19 protein-coding genes and 1 pseudogene are annotated in these 18,657 nt (G+C 30.4%); 8 read left to right on the top strand and 12 right to left on the bottom strand.

Annotated elements, in window-relative coordinates; translation table 11 throughout:
* Positions 1-6 precede the first annotated feature (6 nt).
* The 8 genes from odhB (at position 7) to atpC (ending at position 9,602) form a co-directional block, all read left to right on the top strand.
* Positions 7-1,326, top strand: coding sequence for a 2-oxoglutarate dehydrogenase complex dihydrolipoyllysine-residue succinyltransferase (gene odhB / locus ACIJYF_RS06710; RefSeq protein WP_435116293.1), 1,320 nt, complete (start codon positions 7-9; stop codon positions 1,324-1,326).
* On the top strand, positions 1,327-2,727 hold the full coding sequence (gene lpdA, locus ACIJYF_RS06705; RefSeq protein WP_435116291.1) for a dihydrolipoyl dehydrogenase: 1,401 nt from the start codon (positions 1,327-1,329) through the stop codon (positions 2,725-2,727).
* 22 nt (positions 2,728-2,749) lie between these two features.
* The gene (gene priA, locus ACIJYF_RS06700; RefSeq protein ID WP_435116289.1) at positions 2,750-4,705 is read left to right on the top strand and encodes a replication restart helicase PriA; all 1,956 of its coding nucleotides are present in this window, start codon (positions 2,750-2,752) and stop codon (positions 4,703-4,705) included.
* A 108-nt stretch (positions 4,706-4,813) separates the two neighbouring features.
* Positions 4,814-5,371, top strand: a complete 558-nt coding sequence (atpH, locus tag ACIJYF_RS06695; protein ID WP_435116287.1) for an ATP synthase F1 subunit delta — start codon at positions 4,814-4,816, stop codon at positions 5,369-5,371.
* Positions 5,372-6,907, top strand: coding sequence for a F0F1 ATP synthase subunit alpha (gene atpA, locus ACIJYF_RS06690; protein ID WP_271487867.1), 1,536 nt, complete (start codon positions 5,372-5,374; stop codon positions 6,905-6,907). It begins immediately after the preceding gene.
* 6 nt (positions 6,908-6,913) lie between these two features.
* Positions 6,914-7,789, top strand: a complete 876-nt coding sequence (locus ACIJYF_RS06685; RefSeq protein WP_435116285.1) for a F0F1 ATP synthase subunit gamma — start codon at positions 6,914-6,916, stop codon at positions 7,787-7,789.
* A gap of 2 nt (positions 7,790-7,791) precedes the next feature.
* On the top strand, positions 7,792-9,210 hold the full coding sequence (gene atpD, locus ACIJYF_RS06680; RefSeq protein ID WP_435116283.1) for a F0F1 ATP synthase subunit beta: 1,419 nt from the start codon (positions 7,792-7,794) through the stop codon (positions 9,208-9,210).
* Entirely contained in the window at positions 9,210-9,602 is a 393-nt protein-coding gene (gene atpC / locus ACIJYF_RS06675; protein WP_435116281.1) for an ATP synthase F1 subunit epsilon, read from the top strand. Before atpD ends, atpC begins: the two co-directional genes overlap by 1 nt.
* Here atpC and ACIJYF_RS06670 read toward each other — a convergent pair.
* The 12 genes and pseudogenes from ACIJYF_RS06670 to metX form a co-directional block, all read right to left on the bottom strand.
* Entirely contained in the window at positions 9,595-10,071 is a 477-nt protein-coding gene (locus tag ACIJYF_RS06670; RefSeq protein WP_435116279.1) for an RNA pyrophosphohydrolase, read from the bottom strand. The genes atpC and ACIJYF_RS06670 overlap by 8 nt on opposite strands.
* A gap of 1 nt (position 10,072) precedes the next feature.
* Positions 10,073-11,210 (bottom strand): annotated as a pseudogene (locus tag ACIJYF_RS06665) (S41 family peptidase).
* Positions 11,207-11,557: a ribosome silencing factor gene (rsfS, locus tag ACIJYF_RS06660; RefSeq protein ID WP_435116277.1), complete on the bottom strand. Its 351-nt coding sequence runs from the start codon at positions 11,555-11,557 to the stop codon at positions 11,207-11,209. The pseudogene ACIJYF_RS06665 and the gene rsfS overlap by 4 nt, the downstream one beginning before the upstream one ends.
* A gap of 17 nt (positions 11,558-11,574) precedes the next feature.
* Complete coding sequence (gene nadD / locus ACIJYF_RS06655; protein WP_435116275.1) at positions 11,575-12,081, bottom strand: nicotinate (nicotinamide) nucleotide adenylyltransferase; 507 nt, start codon at positions 12,079-12,081, stop codon at positions 11,575-11,577.
* Between the two features lie 14 nt (positions 12,082-12,095).
* Positions 12,096-13,346, bottom strand: coding sequence for a glutamate-5-semialdehyde dehydrogenase (locus ACIJYF_RS06650; RefSeq protein ID WP_435116273.1), 1,251 nt, complete (start codon positions 13,344-13,346; stop codon positions 12,096-12,098).
* A gap of 1 nt (position 13,347) precedes the next feature.
* Positions 13,348-14,454 carry a glutamate 5-kinase gene (gene proB / locus ACIJYF_RS06645; RefSeq protein ID WP_435116271.1) on the bottom strand — a complete coding sequence of 369 codons (1,107 nt, stop codon included), beginning with the start codon at positions 14,452-14,454 and terminating at the stop codon, positions 13,348-13,350.
* Positions 14,444-15,427 carry an Obg family GTPase CgtA gene (cgtA, locus tag ACIJYF_RS06640; RefSeq protein ID WP_435116269.1) on the bottom strand — a complete coding sequence of 328 codons (984 nt, stop codon included), beginning with the start codon at positions 15,425-15,427 and terminating at the stop codon, positions 14,444-14,446. The genes proB and cgtA overlap by 11 nt, the downstream gene beginning before the upstream one ends.
* Positions 15,428-15,454: 27 nt before the next feature.
* A complete protein-coding gene (gene rpmA / locus ACIJYF_RS06635; RefSeq protein ID WP_435116267.1) occupies positions 15,455-15,709 on the bottom strand; it encodes a 50S ribosomal protein L27 in 255 nt (84 codons plus the stop codon).
* A gap of 12 nt (positions 15,710-15,721) precedes the next feature.
* Positions 15,722-16,135, bottom strand: a complete 414-nt coding sequence (rplU, locus tag ACIJYF_RS06630; RefSeq protein WP_435116265.1) for a 50S ribosomal protein L21 — start codon at positions 16,133-16,135, stop codon at positions 15,722-15,724.
* Between the two features lie 64 nt (positions 16,136-16,199).
* Entirely contained in the window at positions 16,200-16,919 is a 720-nt protein-coding gene (gloB, locus tag ACIJYF_RS06625) for a hydroxyacylglutathione hydrolase (RefSeq protein WP_435117997.1), read from the bottom strand.
* A gap of 1 nt (position 16,920) precedes the next feature.
* Positions 16,921-17,517 (bottom strand): methionine biosynthesis protein MetW, encoded by a 597-nt coding sequence (gene metW / locus ACIJYF_RS06620; RefSeq protein WP_435116263.1) that lies wholly within the window; start codon positions 17,515-17,517, stop codon positions 16,921-16,923.
* 2 nt (positions 17,518-17,519) lie between these two features.
* The gene (gene metX / locus ACIJYF_RS06615) at positions 17,520-18,638 is read right to left on the bottom strand and encodes a homoserine O-acetyltransferase MetX (protein WP_435116261.1); all 1,119 of its coding nucleotides are present in this window, start codon (positions 18,636-18,638) and stop codon (positions 17,520-17,522) included.
* Positions 18,639-18,657: the final 19 nt, after the last annotated feature.

Here is an 18,657-nt window from a genome sequence, read left to right as displayed (position 1 = left end):
TTAGAAATGAGTGAAAAAATTGTAGTTCCAGTTCTTGGTGAAAGTATTACTGAGGCAACAGTGGCAAAATGGTTAAAAAATACTGGTGATGCAGTTGAAGCAGATGAGCCAATTGTAGAGTTAGAAACAGATAAAGTTAATCTTGAAGTGCCTTCACCTGTAAAAGGTATTTTAACTGAAATAAATTCAAAAGATGGCTCAGTGGTAGAAGTAGGGGCTCTCCTAGGTTCGGTATCAGAGGGTCAATCTGAAGGTTCGATTAAAAAAGAAGAAATTAAAAAAGTAGAACCAGCTAAAAATGAAGACAATGTGATCAAATTAGATCCATCTAAAAAAGAACCAAGAATTTTTGAGGAAAAAACTGAAAAAAATGATCAGGAAGAACCATTAGTTTTAACTGATGAGGTTATAGAGGAAGAGGCACCAAAAGCCAAAATAGAAAAAACAGAACCTAAAACTAATACAGAAAATCAAACACTTTCACCAGCAGTTAGAAAAATTGTTGTAGAAAATAAAATAGATATTAATTCAGTTCAAGGCTCAGGAAAAGGTGGAAGAGTTTTAAAGGGTGATCTCATAAGTTTAATGGGAGCAAATCCACAGCCTTCAGAGAGAAAAGTTAAGTATGGTCAAGAAGAAAGAATTAAAATGACCAGACTAAGACAGACGATAGCTAAGAGATTAAAACAAGCACAAGAAAATGCAGCTTTGTTAACTACTTTTAATGAAGTTGATATGACTAGTATTATGGAAATGAGAAAAGAAAATCAGCAAGATTTTCAAAGTCGTTATGGAGTAAAACTAGGTTTTATGTCTTTTTTTGTTAAAGCGTGTGTTGTTGCATTAAAAAATTTCCCAGCAGTTAATGCTGAAATTGATGGTGATGAAATAATTTATAAAAATTATTATAATCTTAGTTTTGCTGTAGGAACTGAGAAAGGTTTAGTTGTACCTGTATTAAGAAATGCTGATGAATTATCATTTGCTGATATTGAAAAAAATATTAAAGAAATTTCAGAAAAAGCAAGAGATGGAAAATTAACTATTGAAGATCTTCAAGGTGGAACATTTACAATTAGTAATGGTGGTGTATATGGATCAATGTTATCAACACCAATATTAAACCTCCCTCAATCAGGGGTACTTGGAATGCATAATATTGTTGAAAGACCTGTTGTGGTTGATGGAGAAATAAAAATTAGACCTATTATGTATTTAGCTTTGTCATATGATCATAGAATAATTGACGGAAAAGAGTCAGTTTCATTTTTAAAAATGGTTAAAGAAAATTTAGAAGACCCTAGACGGTTGTTTTTGGATATTTAAATGTCAGAAAAATTTCAAGCAGTAGTAATTGGAGGGGGTCCTGGTGGATATGTTTGTGCTATTAGACTTGCTCAGCTTGGATTAAAAACAGCATGTATTGAATTGAGAGGATCTCTTGGAGGAACGTGTTTAAATGTTGGGTGCATACCTTCAAAAAGCTTGTTAAATTTATCTGAGGAGTTTCATAAAGTTCAAAACTTATCTAGTAAAGGGATTGAAGTTGGCGAAGTTAAGCTAAATCTTGAAAAAATGATGAAAAGTAAAGATAAAGCAGTGACTATTCTTACTAAGGGGGTCGAGTTTTTACTGAAAAAAAATAAGGTGACCTATTACAAAGGAACTGGAAGCTTCAAATCTCAAAGTGAAATTATAATTAGAGATGATCAAAACAAAGAGACAATTATAGAGGCTGAAAAAACAGTGATAGCAACTGGTTCTGTACCAGTGTCTTTACCTGGAATAGAAATTGATGAGAAGGTAATTGTTTCTTCAACTGGAGCATTAAAATTAGATAAAGTTCCAAATAAAATGGTTGTAGTGGGAGGTGGCTATATTGGATTAGAGATGGGATCAGTTTGGTCAAGATTAGGAGCTGAAGTACAAGTAGTAGAATTTTTAGATCACATTACTCCTGGAATGGATAAGGAAATTTCTTCAGAATTTATGAAGATATTAAAAAAACAAGGTATCAAATTTAACATGCAAAATAAAGTTGAAGCTATTCAAAATAATAATACAGGAGCAGTAGTTTCAACAGTTGATAAAGATGGAAATAAAAATAAATTTGAATGTGATGTCGTACTTATTTCAGTTGGACGAAAAGCAAATACGAATGGCTTAAATTTAGAATCTGTTGGAGTTGAACTGGATGAAAGAAAAAGAGTTAAAACAGACAATACATTTAAAACTAATGTTGATAATATTTATGCTATAGGTGATGTTATAAGTGGACCAATGCTTGCACATAAAGCTGAAGATGAAGGAATTGCAGTTGCAGAAAATATTGCTGGTCAATCAGGCCACGTTAATTATGATACAATTCCTGGAGTTGTTTATACAACACCTGAAGTTGCATCTATTGGTAAGACTGAAGAACAATTAAAAGAATTAAATACAAAATATAAAATTGGTAAGTTTTCATTTATGGCAAACTCAAGAGCAAAAGCAATAGATGATGCAGAAGGGTTTGTTAAAATTTTAGCAGACGAAACCACAGATAAAGTTTTAGGCGCGCATATAATAGGCCCTCACGCAGGAGAACTTATTGCTGAAATAGGTGTTGCAATGGAATTTGGTGCAAGCTCTGAGGATATTGCAAGAACTTGCCATGCCCATCCAACATTTTCAGAAGCTGTTAAAGAAGCAGCATTATCAGTAGATAAAAGAGCAATACACTCTTAATTTTTTTTCATATTATTAAAATATGAAAGTGCCGATTCTTTTACCAAATATATTTAATCATCCTTTTACTTATGAAAGTGATATTAATTTAAAAACAGGTGATTATGTGGTGGTGCCTTTTGGTAAATCTAAAATCACAGGAGTAGTTTGGGATGAATTTGAAAAGAAAAATAATAGAAATTTTAAAATTAAAAGTGTTTTAAAAAAATTAGATGTTAGTCCATTAAAAAAAACTACAATAAAATTCCTTAATTGGTTTTCTGAATACAATATAATTCCAAAAGGAATGGCTTTAAAACTGGTTTTACTTAGTAGCAATGCCGTAGAAAAAATTCAAAAAGATGCGTACAAAATTTTTGACACAAATATCAAAAAAAATTTAATAAAACTTTCTGAAGAACAAAAAAAATCTCTTAAAAAAATGAATGTTTCTAATCAAAAATTTAGAGTTCATGTTCTTCAAGGAACAACTGGATCAGGAAAAACCATGGTGTATTTCGAAGCCCTCAAAGAGATAATAAACAAAGGTTTTCAGGGCTTAATTTTATTACCAGAGATCGGTTTAACAGGTCAATTTGAAAAAAAATTTATAGAATTTTTTGGTTTTACTCCAGCAGTTTGGCACTCTGGTATTACAAAAAAAAAGAAAGAAATTATTTGGAGTGGAATTGTAAATGGAGAAATTAAAGTTGTCATTGGTGCCAGATCATCATTATTTTTACCATTTAAAAAACTAGGTTTAATTATTGTTGATGAAGAGCATGATCAATCTTACAAACAAGACGAGGGGGTTACCTATAATGCAAGAGACATGGCTATTTCAAGAGCGTCATTTGAAAATATACCTATCAATTTAATTACAGCTGTTCCATCAATTGAAACTTATGAAAATATTAAAAAAGGTAAATATAGTATTTCTAAATTAGAAAAACGTTACCAAAACGCATCATTGCCAAATTATGAAATAATTAATCTTAATGAAACAAAATTAGAAAAACAATCTTGGCTTTCTAAAAAAATAATTGAAAAAGTAAATTTTCATCTCAATAAAAACGACCAGGTACTATTTTTTTTAAATAGACGTGGGTTTTCTCCGCATGTACTTTGTAATAAATGTTTTAATAGTTATTCGTGTCCTAATTGCTCAATTAATTTAGTTTATCATAAAAATAAAAATAATTTATTGTGCCATTATTGTGGTTTTAAATCTTCCCTGAAAAGGAAATGTATAAAAGATGGGGATTGTGAATTTATTTTTAGTGGTCCTGGAGTTGAAAGAATATCTGAAGAAGTTAAAAAAAACTTTCCGTCTAAAAAAATTGAAATTTTTTCAAGTGACACTATGAATAAAAAAGACTCTAATCAAAAATTAGAAAACATAATTAATAATGAAGTTCAAATTTTAGTTGGGACACAATTAATCTCTAAAGGTTTTCACTTTCCAAGCCTTAATTGTATTGTGGTAGTTGATATTGATCTATCCTCACAAGGACATGACTTAAGAGGTGCTGAAAAAAATTTACAGTTATACCACCAACTTTCTGGACGAGCTGGAAGAACAGGTAAACCTGCAACTGTGTATTTTCAAACTTATAATACTAATACCAAAATGATTTCTGATTTAACAAATAGTAATCCTGATATTTTTCTTGATAGAGAATTAGATATTAGAAGACAAAACAAGCTTCCACCATTTCAAAGATTTATCTCTTTAATCTTAACAGGTGACAATGAAGCAAAATTAGAAAAAGAAGCTTTTTATTTTAAAAATTTTATTGAAAAAAAAATCAATGGAAGAGTTTTAGGGCCAGTTAGTGCACCAATTTTTAGACTAAAAAGAAAATTTAGAATAAGAATGTTAATTAGAGGCTCAAAATCTCTTAAATTACAGAATTCAATCGCTGAAATTATCCCAAATTACAAATTTTCATCAGGAATAAAACTTTCAGTTGATGTTGATCCAATAAACTTCAATTAACCTTTAAAAAAAGGACTTTTAATCGAATGTGCTACTTGAAGACATAATGGTCATATGCTAATTAAAGCGTGATTTTAAAATAATCTTCAACATAACAGAGGTAACAAGTTGAGTAAAAATAAGGGATTTTCAATAACTTCGGCTGAAAGATATTCTTTAGCTTTGTATGAGCTTGCAAGTGAAAATAATGTTCTTTCACAAGTAGAAGATCAATCCTCATCTATCTTAAATTTGATTTCTTCTAGTAAAGATTTTTTAAATTTAATTAAGGATCCCACAAGTAACCAAGATGATCTTTTAAAAGTTATCAATGGTATTTCTGATAATAATAAATTTGAGAGTTTATTAAAAAGTTTTTTAAGTTTTTTAGTTACAAAAAGACGTTTTTTTTATGTAGAACAAATTTTAAAGAGTTTTATTGAAACATGTTCTAAAAAAAGAGGAGAATTAAAAGCTGAATTAAAGTCTGCAAAAGAACTATCTAGTGATGAAATTTCTAATATCACAGATGAGCTTACTAAAAACTTTAGTTCAAAAATAAAATTAAACTACAAACATGACGAAAGTTTAATAGGAGGCTTAGTAGTACAAGTTGGAAGTACTATGGTGGACACCTCAATTAAAAATAAATTACAACAAATCGAAAACAGAATGATAGAGGCATAAATGGAAATAAATCCTTCAGAAGTAACAAAGATACTAAAAGAACAAATTAAAAATTTTGGTGATAAAGCAGAAGTAACCGAAGTTGGGCAAGTATTATCAGTAGGAGATGGTATCGCTAGAATTTATGGTCTTGATAATGTTCAAGCTGGAGAGATGGTTGAGTTTGCTGATGGATCTAAAGGTATGGCCTTAAACTTAGAAAGTGAAAACGTTGGAGTTGTAATTTTTGGAGATGACAGAAATATTAAAGAAGGTGATACTGTAAAAAGAACTGGAAACATCGTTGATACTCCAGTTGGAAAAGAATTGTTAGGTAGAGTTGTTGATGGATTAGGAAATCCAATTGATGGTAAAGGACCTTTAGATAAAAGTGTTAAAAAAAGTAGAGTTGAAGTTAAAGCTCCTGGAATTATTCCAAGACAATCAGTTAGTGAACCTATGCAAACAGGTCTAAAATCTATCGATAGTTTGGTTCCAGTTGGAAGAGGGCAACGTGAATTAATTATTGGTGACAGACAAACTGGTAAAACTGCAGTTGCAATCGATGCAATTATTAACCAAAAGAAAATAAATGAATCTGGTGATGAAAAACAAAAGCTTTATTGTATTTATGTTGCGATTGGTCAGAAAAGATCAACTGTAAGACAAATTCAAAAAACATTAGAAGAAGCGGGAGCAATGGAATACACAACAATCGTTGCTGCAACAGCATCTGACTCTGCGCCACTTCAGTTTTTAGCACCTTACACAGGGTGTACAATGGGTGAGTATTTCAGAGATAATGGAATGCATGGATTAATTATTTATGATGATTTATCTAAGCAGGCTGTTGCTTATAGACAAATGTCTCTATTATTAAGAAGACCTCCAGGACGTGAAGCTTATCCTGGTGATGTATTCTATCTTCACAGTAGATTGTTAGAAAGAGCAGCTAAGTTAAGTGATGAACATGGTGGAGGTTCGTTAACAGCACTTCCAATTATTGAAACACAAGGTGGTGACGTTTCTGCGTTTATTCCAACTAACGTAATTTCAATTACTGATGGTCAAATTTTCTTAGAAACTGAACTTTTTAACCAAGGTATCAGACCAGCAATTAACGTTGGACTATCCGTTTCTAGAGTAGGTTCTTCAGCACAAACAAAAGCGATGAAAAAAGTTTCTGGATCAATGAAATTAGAATTAGCACAATACAGAGAGATGGCTGCTTTTGCTCAATTTGGTTCTGATTTAGATGCTTCAACACAGCAACTTTTAAACAGAGGTTCAAAATTAACAGAACTTCTTAAACAAAAGCAATATTCACCAATGACAGTAGCTGAACAAGTAATTTCAGTTTTCTGTGGTGTAAAAGGTTATTTGGATGATATTGAATTAAAAGATATTGCTGAGTTTGAAAATAAAATTATTGAAAAATGTAAGTCTGATAAACCTGAAATAATCGATTCAATTCAAAGTTCAGGCAAACTTGAAGATGATAAAGAAAAATTACTAATCGAAGTAATTACTCAATTAAAGGAAAACTTTAAATCTTAATTTATTATGGCAAGTTTAGACGACCTTAAAAAAAGAATAGCTAGTGTAAAGTCTACACAGAAAATTACAAAAGCTATGAAGATGGTAGCAGCAGCAAAACTTAGAAGAGCTCAAGAAAGTGCTGAGAAGGGAAGACCTTATTCAGAAAAAATGAATAATATTATTCTAAATCTTTCTAGTGGGATTTCAGACAAAGAAAATGCTCCAAAATTATTATCTGGATCAGGTAATGATAAAGTGCATCTTTGTGTTGTGATGACTTCTGACAGAGGTCTATGTGGTGGTTTTAATTCAAATATAATTAAAAAAGCCAAGAGCTACTTTGCTAAACTTGTAGAAGATGGAAAAGATTTAAAGATTATAACTGTAGGTTCTAAAGGTAATGATCAACTTAAAAGAGCTTATGGTAATAAGATAATTGCAAATATTTCATTTAAAGATTCTAAACACGCTAATTACTTTGATGCTGATAAAGTTGGTAAAATGGTAATTGAAAAATTTGGTGCTGAAGAGTTTGATGTTTGTACTATTTTTTATAACCAATTTAAAAATGTAATTACACAAATTCCTCAAGCACAACAAATAATTCCATTAAATGTTGAAAATTCAGAGGAAGATAAATCTGAGGATAGTTATGAGTTTGAACCAGATGAAGATGAGATTTTAAGCAATTTATTACCTAAAAATATTTCAACACAAATATTTAAGGCAATGTTAGAGAATTCAGCTAGTGAACAGGGCTCAAGAATGAGTGCAATGGATAATGCAACCCGAAACGCAGGTGAAATGGTTGATAAGCTTACTATTGAGTATAATAGAAGTCGTCAGGCAGCAATTACTAAAGAACTAATAGAAATCATATCAGGAGCAGAGAGTTTATAATTATGAGCAAAGGAAAAATCACACAGATCATTGGAGCAGTAGTAGACGTAAAATTTAATGAAGATCTTCCAGAAATTTTATCAGCATTAGAGTGTAAAAATGGAGACAATAGACTAGTTTTAGAAGTTGCTCAACATTTAGGAGAATCTACTGTTAGAACAATTGCAATGGATGCTACTGAAGGATTAAAGAGAGGTGACGAGGTCATAAACACTAAAGCACCTATCCAAGTTCCTGTTGGACCAGAAACTTTAGGAAGAATTATAAACGTTATTGGTGAACCTATCGATGAAAAAGGTGAAGTTCAAACAAAAGAAAAGTGGCCGATCCACAGAGCAGCTCCTGAATTTAGTGATCAGTCAACAGAAACAGAAATATTAGTTACAGGAATTAAGGTAGTTGATTTATTGGCACCATATGCAAAGGGTGGAAAAATTGGTTTATTCGGTGGAGCTGGAGTTGGAAAAACAGTTTTGATTATGGAATTAATTAACAACGTTGCAAAAGCACATGGTGGTTTCTCAGTTTTTGCTGGTGTTGGAGAAAGAACTAGAGAAGGAAATGATTTATACCATGAGATGATAGACTCAGGTGTAATCAAGAAAGATGGAGCTGGATCTAAAGCTGCCCTAGTTTATGGACAAATGAATGAACCTCCTGGAGCTAGAGCTAGAGTCGCTCTTACAGGATTAACTGTAGCAGAGTATTTTAGAGATCAAGAGGGACAAGACGTTCTTTTTTTTGTAGATAACATTTTTAGATTTACACAAGCAGGTTCTGAGGTATCAGCTCTATTGGGAAGAATACCATCAGCAGTTGGATATCAGCCCACACTTGCAACTGATATGGGTAACCTTCAGGAAAGAATTACAACTACTAACAAAGGATCAATTACTTCAGTACAAGCTATTTATGTACCCGCTGATGACTTAACTGACCCTGCGCCAGCAACATCATTTGCTCACTTGGATGCAACTACCGTTCTTTCAAGACAAATTGCGGAGATAGGTATTTATCCTGCGGTTGACCCACTTGACTCTACTTCAAGAATTTTGGACCCAAGAATTGTTGGTGATGAGCATTACAGAGTTGCTAGAGAAGTTCAAAAAATCTTACAAACTTATAAATCGCTTCAAGATATTATTGCCATTTTAGGTATGGATGAATTGTCTGAAGAAGATAAATTAGTTGTAGCTAGAGCTAGAAAAATACAAAGATTCTTATCTCAACCATTCTTTGTTGCAGAAGTGTTTACTGGTTCTCCTGGTAAGTTAGTTGATCTAGATTCAACAATAAAAGGCTTTGCTGCTATATGTAAAGGTGATTATGATCATTTACCAGAAGCTGCTTTTTATATGGTTGGAACAATAGAGGAAGCGATAGAAAAAGCTGATAAAATGGCTAAGGAAGCTGCTGCTTAATGAGTGAAGAGTTTAAGATTGAGATAGTAAACCCAGAAAAATCTTTTTTAGTTAAAGAGGATGTTTCAGAAGTTGTTGTACCTGCTTTTGAAGGAGAAATGGGTATACTTAAAGATCACATTTCTATTATCTCATTTTTAAAACCTGGAATTATCAAAATTTTATCTAAATCTGGAGATGAAAACTATTATGTTGAGGATGGGATTGTTGAGTTTAAAAATAATAATTTATCAATTTTAACTAGCTCAATTTTCAATCTTACAGATTTAGATAAGTCTAAACAACAAGACTTGCTCAAATTGGCTGAAGAGGAAGCAGGCAAGCCTGATATTTCTGATCAATCAAAATATTTAGTTGATCAAAAAATTGAAGTATTAAGGTCTCTTAATTAATAATTTTTCTAACTTTTTCTTGAAGTTCCTTATAAACGTGTAGTTTAAAGTCGACTACTACTTCTGTAATTTGATCAAGGTCTATCCATTTCCAATCTAAAAATTCTGGATTTTTAGTTTTAATATCAATTTCATTTTCATCACCAGTAAATTTCATTAAAAACCATTTTTGTTTTTGACCTTTGTATTTACCTTTCCAAATAATTCCTAATAAACGATCAGGAAGTTCATATGTGATAGTACCATCTAACTCTTTTATTAATTTAACACTTTTAACACTAGTTTCTTCTTCCAGTTCTCTATAAGCTGCTTTTAAAAAATCCTCACCCTCATCAACTCCCCCTTGTGGCATCTGCCAAAATTTTTTTGCATTATCTATTCGTCTTGCTACGAAAACTTTATTGTCATTATTTAGTAAAATTATTCCCACCCCTGTTCTCAAGGGTAGTTTGCTAAAGTTCTTATTCATATTAACCGTTAAGTAGTTTTATTGCGTAATTTAATTGATTATCAGTATCAGTTTTAATTCTAAAATCATCACCTTCTTCATTTACCTCAATATCAGGTCTTACACCAACTTCAGATATGGATTTTCCAGAAGGAAGATAATATTTTGCAACTGTTAATCTTATAGCTCCTTTATTCTTTAAAGGAATGATAGATTGAACTGACCCTTTACCATAACTATTTTCGCCAAGTATTATAGCTCTTTTGTGATCTTTAAGAGCTCCAGCAACAATTTCTGATGCTGATGCTGAACCATAATTGATCAATACCACTAAAGTTTTTCCATCAGTAATATCTCCTTTTCTTGCAAACCATTTTCTATTTTCTGATTTTTTTCTACTTTTTGTCGATACTATTTCTCCATTTTCTAAAAAAAAGTCAGAAATTTTTATTGCTTGTGTCAATAGTCCACCAGGATTATTTCTAAGATCCAATATAAATGCTTTTAAGTTTTCATTTTCTTTTAACTTTTTGATCTTTTTTTTAATTTGATCACTACTATTATCGTTGAAAGAAGTTAATCGGATGTAACCAATATTATTTTCTAAAAGATCAGATTTAACAGATTGAACCTCAATTATTTCTCTTGTTATATTAAATGTGAGAGCTTTTTTTACCCCGCGTCTTCTTACGGTTAGCTCAATATCAGTGCCCACCAGACCCCTCATAAGGTCAACTGCTTCACTCAACGATTTTCCTTGTACCTGAACATTGTCTATTTTTACAATATAGTCTCCAGCTTTAATTCCTGCTTTTGAAGCGGGAGTATCATCTATAGGAGTTATAACTTTTACAACACCAGCTTCCATACTAACTTCAATTCCAAGACCACCAAACTCTCCACTAGTTTCGGTTTGCATTTCTTGAAATATCTCTGGTGACATATAAGATGAATAGGGATCGAGTGATTGAAGAAGACCGTTAATTGCTGAGTCCATACCTTCAGACTGATCAATTTCATCTACATATTGTTTGTTAATTTTTTCAAGGACTTCGCCAAATAAATCAATTTTTTTATAAATATCTAATTCAGCTGAATTTACTGAATATGAAAAAAAAAAAGGATAAAAAAATTATTAAATAAAATTGAATTTTTTTCATATAATGACTTTTTCTTTTGGGATTAGTTCAGACCAAATTTTTTCAAGTTCATAAAACTTTCTTTTCTCTGGATGAAAAATATGTACAATTAAATCAATACCATCAACAAGTTTCCATTCATTACTTTCTTTACCTTCTATTTTAGAATTTTTAATGCCATTATCCTTTAACTTTTCTAAAACTTGTTCTGATAAAGACTGAATGTGTCTTGAAGAAGTGCCGCTTGCAATTATCATATAATCAGCCATTGAACTTTTATCTTTAAGGTCAATAGTAACAATATCTTGTGCTTTGTTGAGATCTAGTGTGTCTACTACAACTGATTTAAGATCTGAAATTTTATCCATTAATTAGAATTAGACTATCAAATTTTTCTTAATTGAGAAGATGAAATGTTGACTTTTTTAAACTCTACAAATGTAAGTGTTTTATTATTGAGTCTCTTAAATGTCTTTGATTTTAAAGAATTTTTTTTATATCCATGACGATCAAATACAATGATATTGCATTTTTGTGAAATTAATTTTGATTTATGCCACTTATGAAAGCTAATTAAGTTATCTGCTCCCATTAAAAAAAAAATTTCAATGTTTTTATTTTTTTTAAGATAGTTGATTAAATCAATAGTCTTATTAGATTTTATAATATTTTCATAAAATTTAACTTTTATGAAAGAATTTAATCCTATTATTTTTTTGCAATCTTTTATTTTTTTAGAAATTGGTGTTTTGCTTTCAGCTTTGAGTGGATTTTTTTTAGTAATTGCCCAAATAATTTTTTCAAGTTTAAATCTTTTTCTAGCTTCCTTAGATATTGCTAGATGTCCTTTGTGAGCTGGATCAAATGAACCTCCTAAAATTCCAATTTTCATTTTAAATATCTAGTTTATTTTCTTATTTTTCCTTTACTCGAAATTTCATATTTATATGAAACTAATTGTTCTAAACCAACAGGGCCTCTTGGGGGAAGTGTATTTGTTGATATGCCTACTTCACCACCAAAACCAAATTCACCACCATCAGCAAATTGTGTTGAAGTGTTATGCATTGCAATAGAGCTTTTAACATTTTTTAAAAACTTATTAGCTGTTTTTTTATTTTTAGTAATTATGGAGTCAGTATGCATTGTTCCATATTTATTGATATGATGAATGGCCTCTTCATTACTCTTTACAACTTTAACCGATACTGCTGCTGTCAAATATTCTGTAGACCAATCCTTTTCTTTGGCTGGATACACTTTACCTTTGAAATATTTTCTTATGATATTGTCTCCATATATTTTACAATTTTGATCATCAAGTCTTTTTAAAATTGGATTACAAAATTTTTTTACTATTTTTTTATGAAGCAAAATAGTTTCAGTTGCACCGCAAATGGCTGTATTTCTTAATTTTGCATTATAAATAATTTTTGATGCCATATTTGGCTCCGCATCTTTATCAACAAATGTATGACAAATACCTTCTAAGTGACCAATTATTGGAACTGTTGAAAATTCTTGAACTCTTTTAACTAAGTTTTTTCCACCTCTAGGAATTATTACATCAATATATTTTTTCATTTTTGAAAGCATGGTATCAACCATTTTTCTATCTTTAGAGTCTACAAATTGAATATAATTTTCATCAACTTTGTTTTTTCGAAGAGCTTGTCGAAATAATTTTGCTAATATTCTGTTGGTATTTATTGCCTCAGATCCACCTTTAAGAATTACAGCATTACCAGATTTAAAGCATAAACTTGCTACATCAGATGTTACATTAGGTCTACTTTCAAAAATAACACCAATCACTCCAATTGGAATAGTTACTCTTTTGATATTTAATCCATTAGGTCTACTCCATTTTTTAAGAGTTACATTTACGGGATCTTTTAGACTTGAAATTTTAATAATAGAGTTTTTAATATTTTTGAGTTTCGCCCCATCAATTCTTAATCTGTTAATCAAATTTTCTTTTATTCCTTTGTTTTGAGCAAATTTAATATCTTTTGAGTTTTCTCTTAAAATTGATTTATTTTCTTTATCAAGTAATTCAGCATAAAATTTTAAGACTTTATTTTTGGTGTCTATATCAACTTTTTTTTCTGATGCTTTTCTACTTTTAACACCTATTAAATTCATCATTTTATTCATTCTAAATTTCTACCATATCATCTTTATGAATTACTTCTGATTTAGCAACATAACCCAATAATTTTTCTATTTGATTAGAATGATGTCCCATAATCTTAACTATTTCATCAGAGGTAAAGGAGCTCAAACCTCTTGCACATTCATTATTTTTTTTATCTAAAATTTTAACATGATCCCCTTTATTAAATTTTCCTGAGATTTTTTTAATACCAGCAGCTAATAAGCTTTTTCCAGATCTTAGTGCTTTTTTTGCACCATCATCAATTATAATTGATCCTTTTGGTGCAATAGAGCTTATGATCCATTTTTTTCTAGCATCAAGTTTTGAAACTTTAGAGCTGAACCATGTACAAATATTTTTTTTACTAATCATTGAGATAGGATTTAAGCTTAGTCCATTTGCTATAACCATACTACAACCTGCTAGTTGACAGATTTTTGCAGCTTCTATTTTAGTTTGCATTCCACCACTGCCGTATTCATTTACACCTTTAATGTTAATTTCTTTTAAATCTTTTTTTAAATCATTTACTTTTTTGATTAATTTAGCATCTTTATAAATTTTGGGATTTTTCGTGTAAAGTCCATCCACATCTGAAAGAAGTATTAAAGTATCAGCATCAGTAATTTGAGCGACTCTAGAGGCCAATCTATCATTATCTCCATATTTTATCTCAGAAGTAGCTATCGTGTCATTTTCATTTACAATTGGAATAAAACCTAAATCAAACAAATTTTCAAAAGTTCTCTTGGCATTTAAAGATCTTCTTCTTTCCTCTGTATCTTCAAGAGTTAATAAGATTTGTGATATATTTAATTTGTACTTTGTAAATGTTTGAGAAAATAAATTCATCAGCTCGATTTGCCCTATGGAAGCGATTGCCTGACTTTTATCAAGTTTAATTGTTTTTTTATTGATATTCATTTTCTTGCATCCAAGTGCTATTGCTCCCGAACTTACGATTACTACTTTTTGATTTTTATTTTTTAATTTTTTGATATCTTTTGCAAAACTAGCAAGCCATTTTTTTCTTATCTTTTTATTATTATCAACAAGAAGTGAAGATCCTATTTTCACAACAATTATTTTAGAGTTTTTAAGAGACATATGACAAAAGTTTAGCTTTAATTTTAGATATAGAATCTTTTTCTAGTGTTGTCATAGTCATTATCTCACAATTTTTTCCTTTAGAGAAATGATCTATTACATCTTTAACAGTATCTTCATCAACTAAATCTACTTTATTAAGTACTACAAGCTCTTTTTTTTCAATTAATTTTGCGCTGTAATTTTTTAATTCACTTTTTACTTGTTCATAAGACTCATTTAAATCCAAGTTAGTAATATCTATAAGATGTAATAACGATTTACATCTTTCAATATGTTTTAAGAACTGTATGCCAAGACCAACACCCTCATGAGCCCCCTCTACTAATCCTGGTATATCAGCAATAGTTATTTCTTTATCATCATAAGAGGCAACTCCTAAATTAGGATTTAAAGTAGTAAATCTATAATTAGCAATTTTTGGATTTGCATTTGTGATAGCAGCCAACAAACTTGATTTTCCAGCATTTGGTAAGCCAATTATTCCAATATCAGCAATTGTTTTTAATTGAAGCCAGATTGTAAATTCTTCTCCGATTCCACCTTTAGTAAATTTTCTTGGAGCTCTATTTGTAGAACTCTTAAATCTAGTGTTTCCCAATCCACCTTTGCCTCCAATAGCAACAACAAACTCTTCTCCTCTTTTATTAAAATCAAATAATAAAGTTTTATTATCTTCTTCAAAAACTTGAGTTCCAAGTGGTACTTTTAAAAATAAATCGTCTCCTCCTTTACCTGTACGATTTTGACCAGCACCATTCTCTCCTCGTTGCGCTTTATGGTGTTGTTGGTATCTGTAATCTATAAGGGTGTTGAGATTTTCTTCAGCTTTTAAAATTATGGATCCACCTTTTCCGCCATCGCCTCCATCTGGACCTCCATACTCAACATATTTCTCTCTTCTGAAACTTGGTGAACCATCACCACCGTTACCAGCTTTTACATAAATCTTAACTTGATCGAGAAATTTCATAATACAACATCTAATTAAGTTGTACTATTAATTGGGTTTTACTGAAACGAAAGTTCTATCTGCTTTTGATTTCTTAAATACAACTTTACCTTTAGCAACTGAAAAAATTGAATGATCTTTACCCATTCCTACGTTTTCACCAGGAAAAATTTTTGTTCCTCTTTGTCTTACAATTATATTTCCAGGTATTACTGTTTCACCGCCATACTTTTTAACACCAAGCCTACGCCCGGCACTATCTCGTCCGTTTCTCGATGATCCACCTGCTTTTTTTGTTGCCATAAATTACCTAATTTATTTACCTGTTGCTGCAGCTTTTTCTTTAACTTCAGCCTCAACCTTTTTAGTTGGTTTAACCATTTTCTCTGCTTCTGATAAAACTTTACCATCTTTAGAAAAAATCTTATTAATTCTTATCATTGTATGTTCTTGTCTGTGACCATTTTTTCTTCTTGAATTATGTCTTCTTCTCTTTTTGAAGATTAAAATAGTTCGATCTTTACCATTTTTAATTAAATCAGCTTCTACTTTTGCTCCTGCAACTGTAGGTGTACCAATTTCGATAGTTTTATCGTCACCGTAAGCAAGAACTTCATTAAATTCTATTTTAGACTCAGGTTTTGAATCTGGTAATTTCTCAATCTTTAGAATCTCTCCAGATTTAACTTTATATTGTTTCCCACCTGTTTTTATTACTGCGTATGACATAGTTTGATTTAAATTTAAGTTACCGCAATATAGTTACAGCAAAGCTATAGTCAAGTCGAATTAACTAGAAATTATCCTTTAAATCTCTCAATTTTGAAAAGGAATCAACATTTTTTGCTCTCAAAAATATATTACATTCTTTTTCATCTTTAAGAGTAGATGGTATTGTAGGGGTATTATTATCAAGCTTTTCTTTGATGCTAGTTATCTTATTTTGAAGATTTAGATTTTGAGAGTCGTGTTTAATACAAAAATTTGAATTTTGTAGAGTGTACTCATGACCACAATAAATTTTAGTATCATTAGGTAGATTTTTTATTTTTGATAGAGACTCAAACATCTCCTCGTATGTTCCTTCAAAAATTTTCCCACATCCCAGTGAAAACAATGTGTCTCCAGTAAATATTGCTTTTTCATTAAAAAAATAAAAACCAATATGACCTGTTGTGTGACCTGGAATATGAATTATTTTTGCTTCAAAATTATCTTCTTTCCATATTTGTTTATCTTCAACCAAAACACTAATTTCAGGAATTCTTTTAGAGTCATACTTGTATCCAACTACAATAGAGTTGTATTTTTGTTTTAATTCTTTGTTACCACCAATATGATCAAAATGATGATGTGTATTTAATATATATTTTAAATTAATGTTTTCTTTTTCTATGAAATTTATTATAGGTTTAGCTTCACTTGGATCAACAACACAAGCATCATTTTTATCTTTATCTATGATTAAATAGCTATAATTATCTTGTAAGCAGGGAATGATCTCTATTTTAATATTATTTTTCAATTAAAAATATCCCTAAATCAGAAAATAAGTTTTTTATTCCCAAATTTTTATTATTAATTAAAGATGTATTTTTTTCATTTAAAGCCAATGATTTAAAAATCTTGAAATTTCTAGATCTTACAAAATATACAAAATCTTTAATTGTACACATATGTAAATTAGGTGTGTCATACCATTGATCTGGAAGGGTATCTGTTACTGGCATTGTTCCTTTTATTAAAAGATGCAGTCTAACTTTCCAATATCCAAAATTAGGAATTGTTACTATCGCTTTTTTACCAACTCTTAGTAACTCATTAATTACAAGTTCAGGGTTTAAGAACGCTTGTAATGTTTGGCTTAGTACAACGTAGTCAAAAGATTTATCAGGAAATTGTTTTAAATCGAACTCTGCATTGCCCTCAATTACAGTAAGTCCTTTTTCAATACATTTTTGAACTTTATTTTTAGATATTTCTAACCCTCTAATATCAATATTTTTATTATCTCTTAAAAATTCCATTAACACACCATCCGCACAACCAACATCTAAAACACGTGTATTTTTTTCGACTAGATCAGCAATAACCTTAAATTCATTTTTCATTATTAAACAGTAGTGTAGGATTTATCTAAAAAGTTTTTAAGAGCATTTAAAAATTCTGGGACATCAAGTAAAAAAGAGTCATGCCCTTTATCTGACTCAATCTCAACAAAACCAACGTCAGCTCCAATAGCATTAAGCGCAATTACAATATCTTTATTTTCTTGTGTAGGGTAAAGCCAATCTGAAGTAAAAGAAATTACAAAAAATTTTGCTTTAGTATCTTTAAAGGCATCAGACAAATTACCATTAAACTGTTTAGCTAAATCAAAATAGTCCATAGCTCTTGTGATATATAAATAACTATTTGCATCAAACCTATCAACGAAAACAGATCCTTGATACCTTAAATAACTCTCAATCTGAAAGTCAGCATCAAAACCAAATTTAAGGTCTTCTCTTTCTTGTAATTTTCTTCCAAATTTTTCTTGGAGACCTTTTTTGGAAAGATAGGTTATGTGAGCTGCCATTCTCGCAACAGCCAAACCTTTGCTAGGAATTGTATTTTTAGTGTTATAATTTCCCTCATTCCAATTACTGTCGGCTGCGATAGCCTGACGACCTAATTCATTAAATGCTATATTTTGTGCAGAGTGACTAGATGTGCAAGCTATAGGTATTACGGTTTTCGCTTTATCTGGAAAATTACTAATAAATTGAAGAACTTGCATGCCACCCATAGAACCTCCAACAATTGAAAAAAGTTTATCAATACCAAAGTGTTCTATCAAATTATATTGAGCATTGACCATATCATTTATGGTAATGACAGGAAAATTAGTACCAAAAACTTTCTGTGTATCAGGATCTTTATGACTTGGTCCATATGAGCCTAGACATCCACCAATTACATTAGAACAAATTACAAAGTATTTATTAGTATCAATTGATTTATTAGGACCTACAGCATATGACCACCAACCATCTTTATTAGTTACTGGATTTAAGCCAGCAACAAACTGATCACCAGTTAATGCATGAAAAACTAAAATCGCGTTATCTTTTTTCTCATTTAAAGTCCCATAAGTTTCATAGGCAATAGGAAAATTATTAATTTTTTTACCACAATCTAATTTAAGTGGTTTTTTTACTAATAAGGTTTTTAAATTAATCTCAGTATTCATAATAAGAGTGATTATTTGA

It is taken from the genome of Candidatus Pelagibacter bacterium nBUS_49 (assembly GCF_051200925.1).
Classification (GTDB): domain Bacteria; phylum Pseudomonadota; class Alphaproteobacteria; order Pelagibacterales; family Pelagibacteraceae; genus Pelagibacter.
Note: the sequence above shows the minus strand (reverse complement) of the source record. Positions and strands in the feature narration are given on the sequence as shown.

Coding starts and splice junctions, on each gene's coding strand:
- odhB (WP_435116293.1), top strand. CDS start 7: ATGAGTGAAAAAATTGTAGTTCCAGTTCTTGGTGAAAGTATTACTGAG.
- lpdA (WP_435116291.1), top strand. CDS start 1,327: ATGTCAGAAAAATTTCAAGCAGTAGTAATTGGAGGGGGTCCTGGTGGA.
- priA (WP_435116289.1), top strand. CDS start 2,750: ATGAAAGTGCCGATTCTTTTACCAAATATATTTAATCATCCTTTTACT.
- atpA (WP_271487867.1), top strand. CDS start 5,372: ATGGAAATAAATCCTTCAGAAGTAACAAAGATACTAAAAGAACAAATT.
- ACIJYF_RS06685 (WP_435116285.1), top strand. CDS start 6,914: ATGGCAAGTTTAGACGACCTTAAAAAAAGAATAGCTAGTGTAAAGTCT.
- atpD (WP_435116283.1), top strand. CDS start 7,792: ATGAGCAAAGGAAAAATCACACAGATCATTGGAGCAGTAGTAGACGTA.
- atpC (WP_435116281.1), top strand. CDS start 9,210: ATGAGTGAAGAGTTTAAGATTGAGATAGTAAACCCAGAAAAATCTTTT.
- ACIJYF_RS06670 (WP_435116279.1), bottom strand. CDS start 10,071: ATGAATAAGAACTTTAGCAAACTACCCTTGAGAACAGGGGTGGGAATA.
- rsfS (WP_435116277.1), bottom strand. CDS start 11,557: ATGGATAAAATTTCAGATCTTAAATCAGTTGTAGTAGACACACTAGAT.
- nadD (WP_435116275.1), bottom strand. CDS start 12,081: ATGAAAATTGGAATTTTAGGAGGTTCATTTGATCCAGCTCACAAAGGA.
- ACIJYF_RS06650 (WP_435116273.1), bottom strand. CDS start 13,346: ATGAATAAAATGATGAATTTAATAGGTGTTAAAAGTAGAAAAGCATCA.
- proB (WP_435116271.1), bottom strand. CDS start 14,454: ATGTCTCTTAAAAACTCTAAAATAATTGTTGTGAAAATAGGATCTTCA.
- cgtA (WP_435116269.1), bottom strand. CDS start 15,427: ATGAAATTTCTCGATCAAGTTAAGATTTATGTAAAAGCTGGTAACGGT.
- rpmA (WP_435116267.1), bottom strand. CDS start 15,709: ATGGCAACAAAAAAAGCAGGTGGATCATCGAGAAACGGACGAGATAGT.
- rplU (WP_435116265.1), bottom strand. CDS start 16,135: ATGTCATACGCAGTAATAAAAACAGGTGGGAAACAATATAAAGTTAAA.
- metW (WP_435116263.1), bottom strand. CDS start 17,517: ATGAAAAATGAATTTAAGGTTATTGCTGATCTAGTCGAAAAAAATACA.
- metX (WP_435116261.1), bottom strand. CDS start 18,638: ATGAATACTGAGATTAATTTAAAAACCTTATTAGTAAAAAAACCACTT.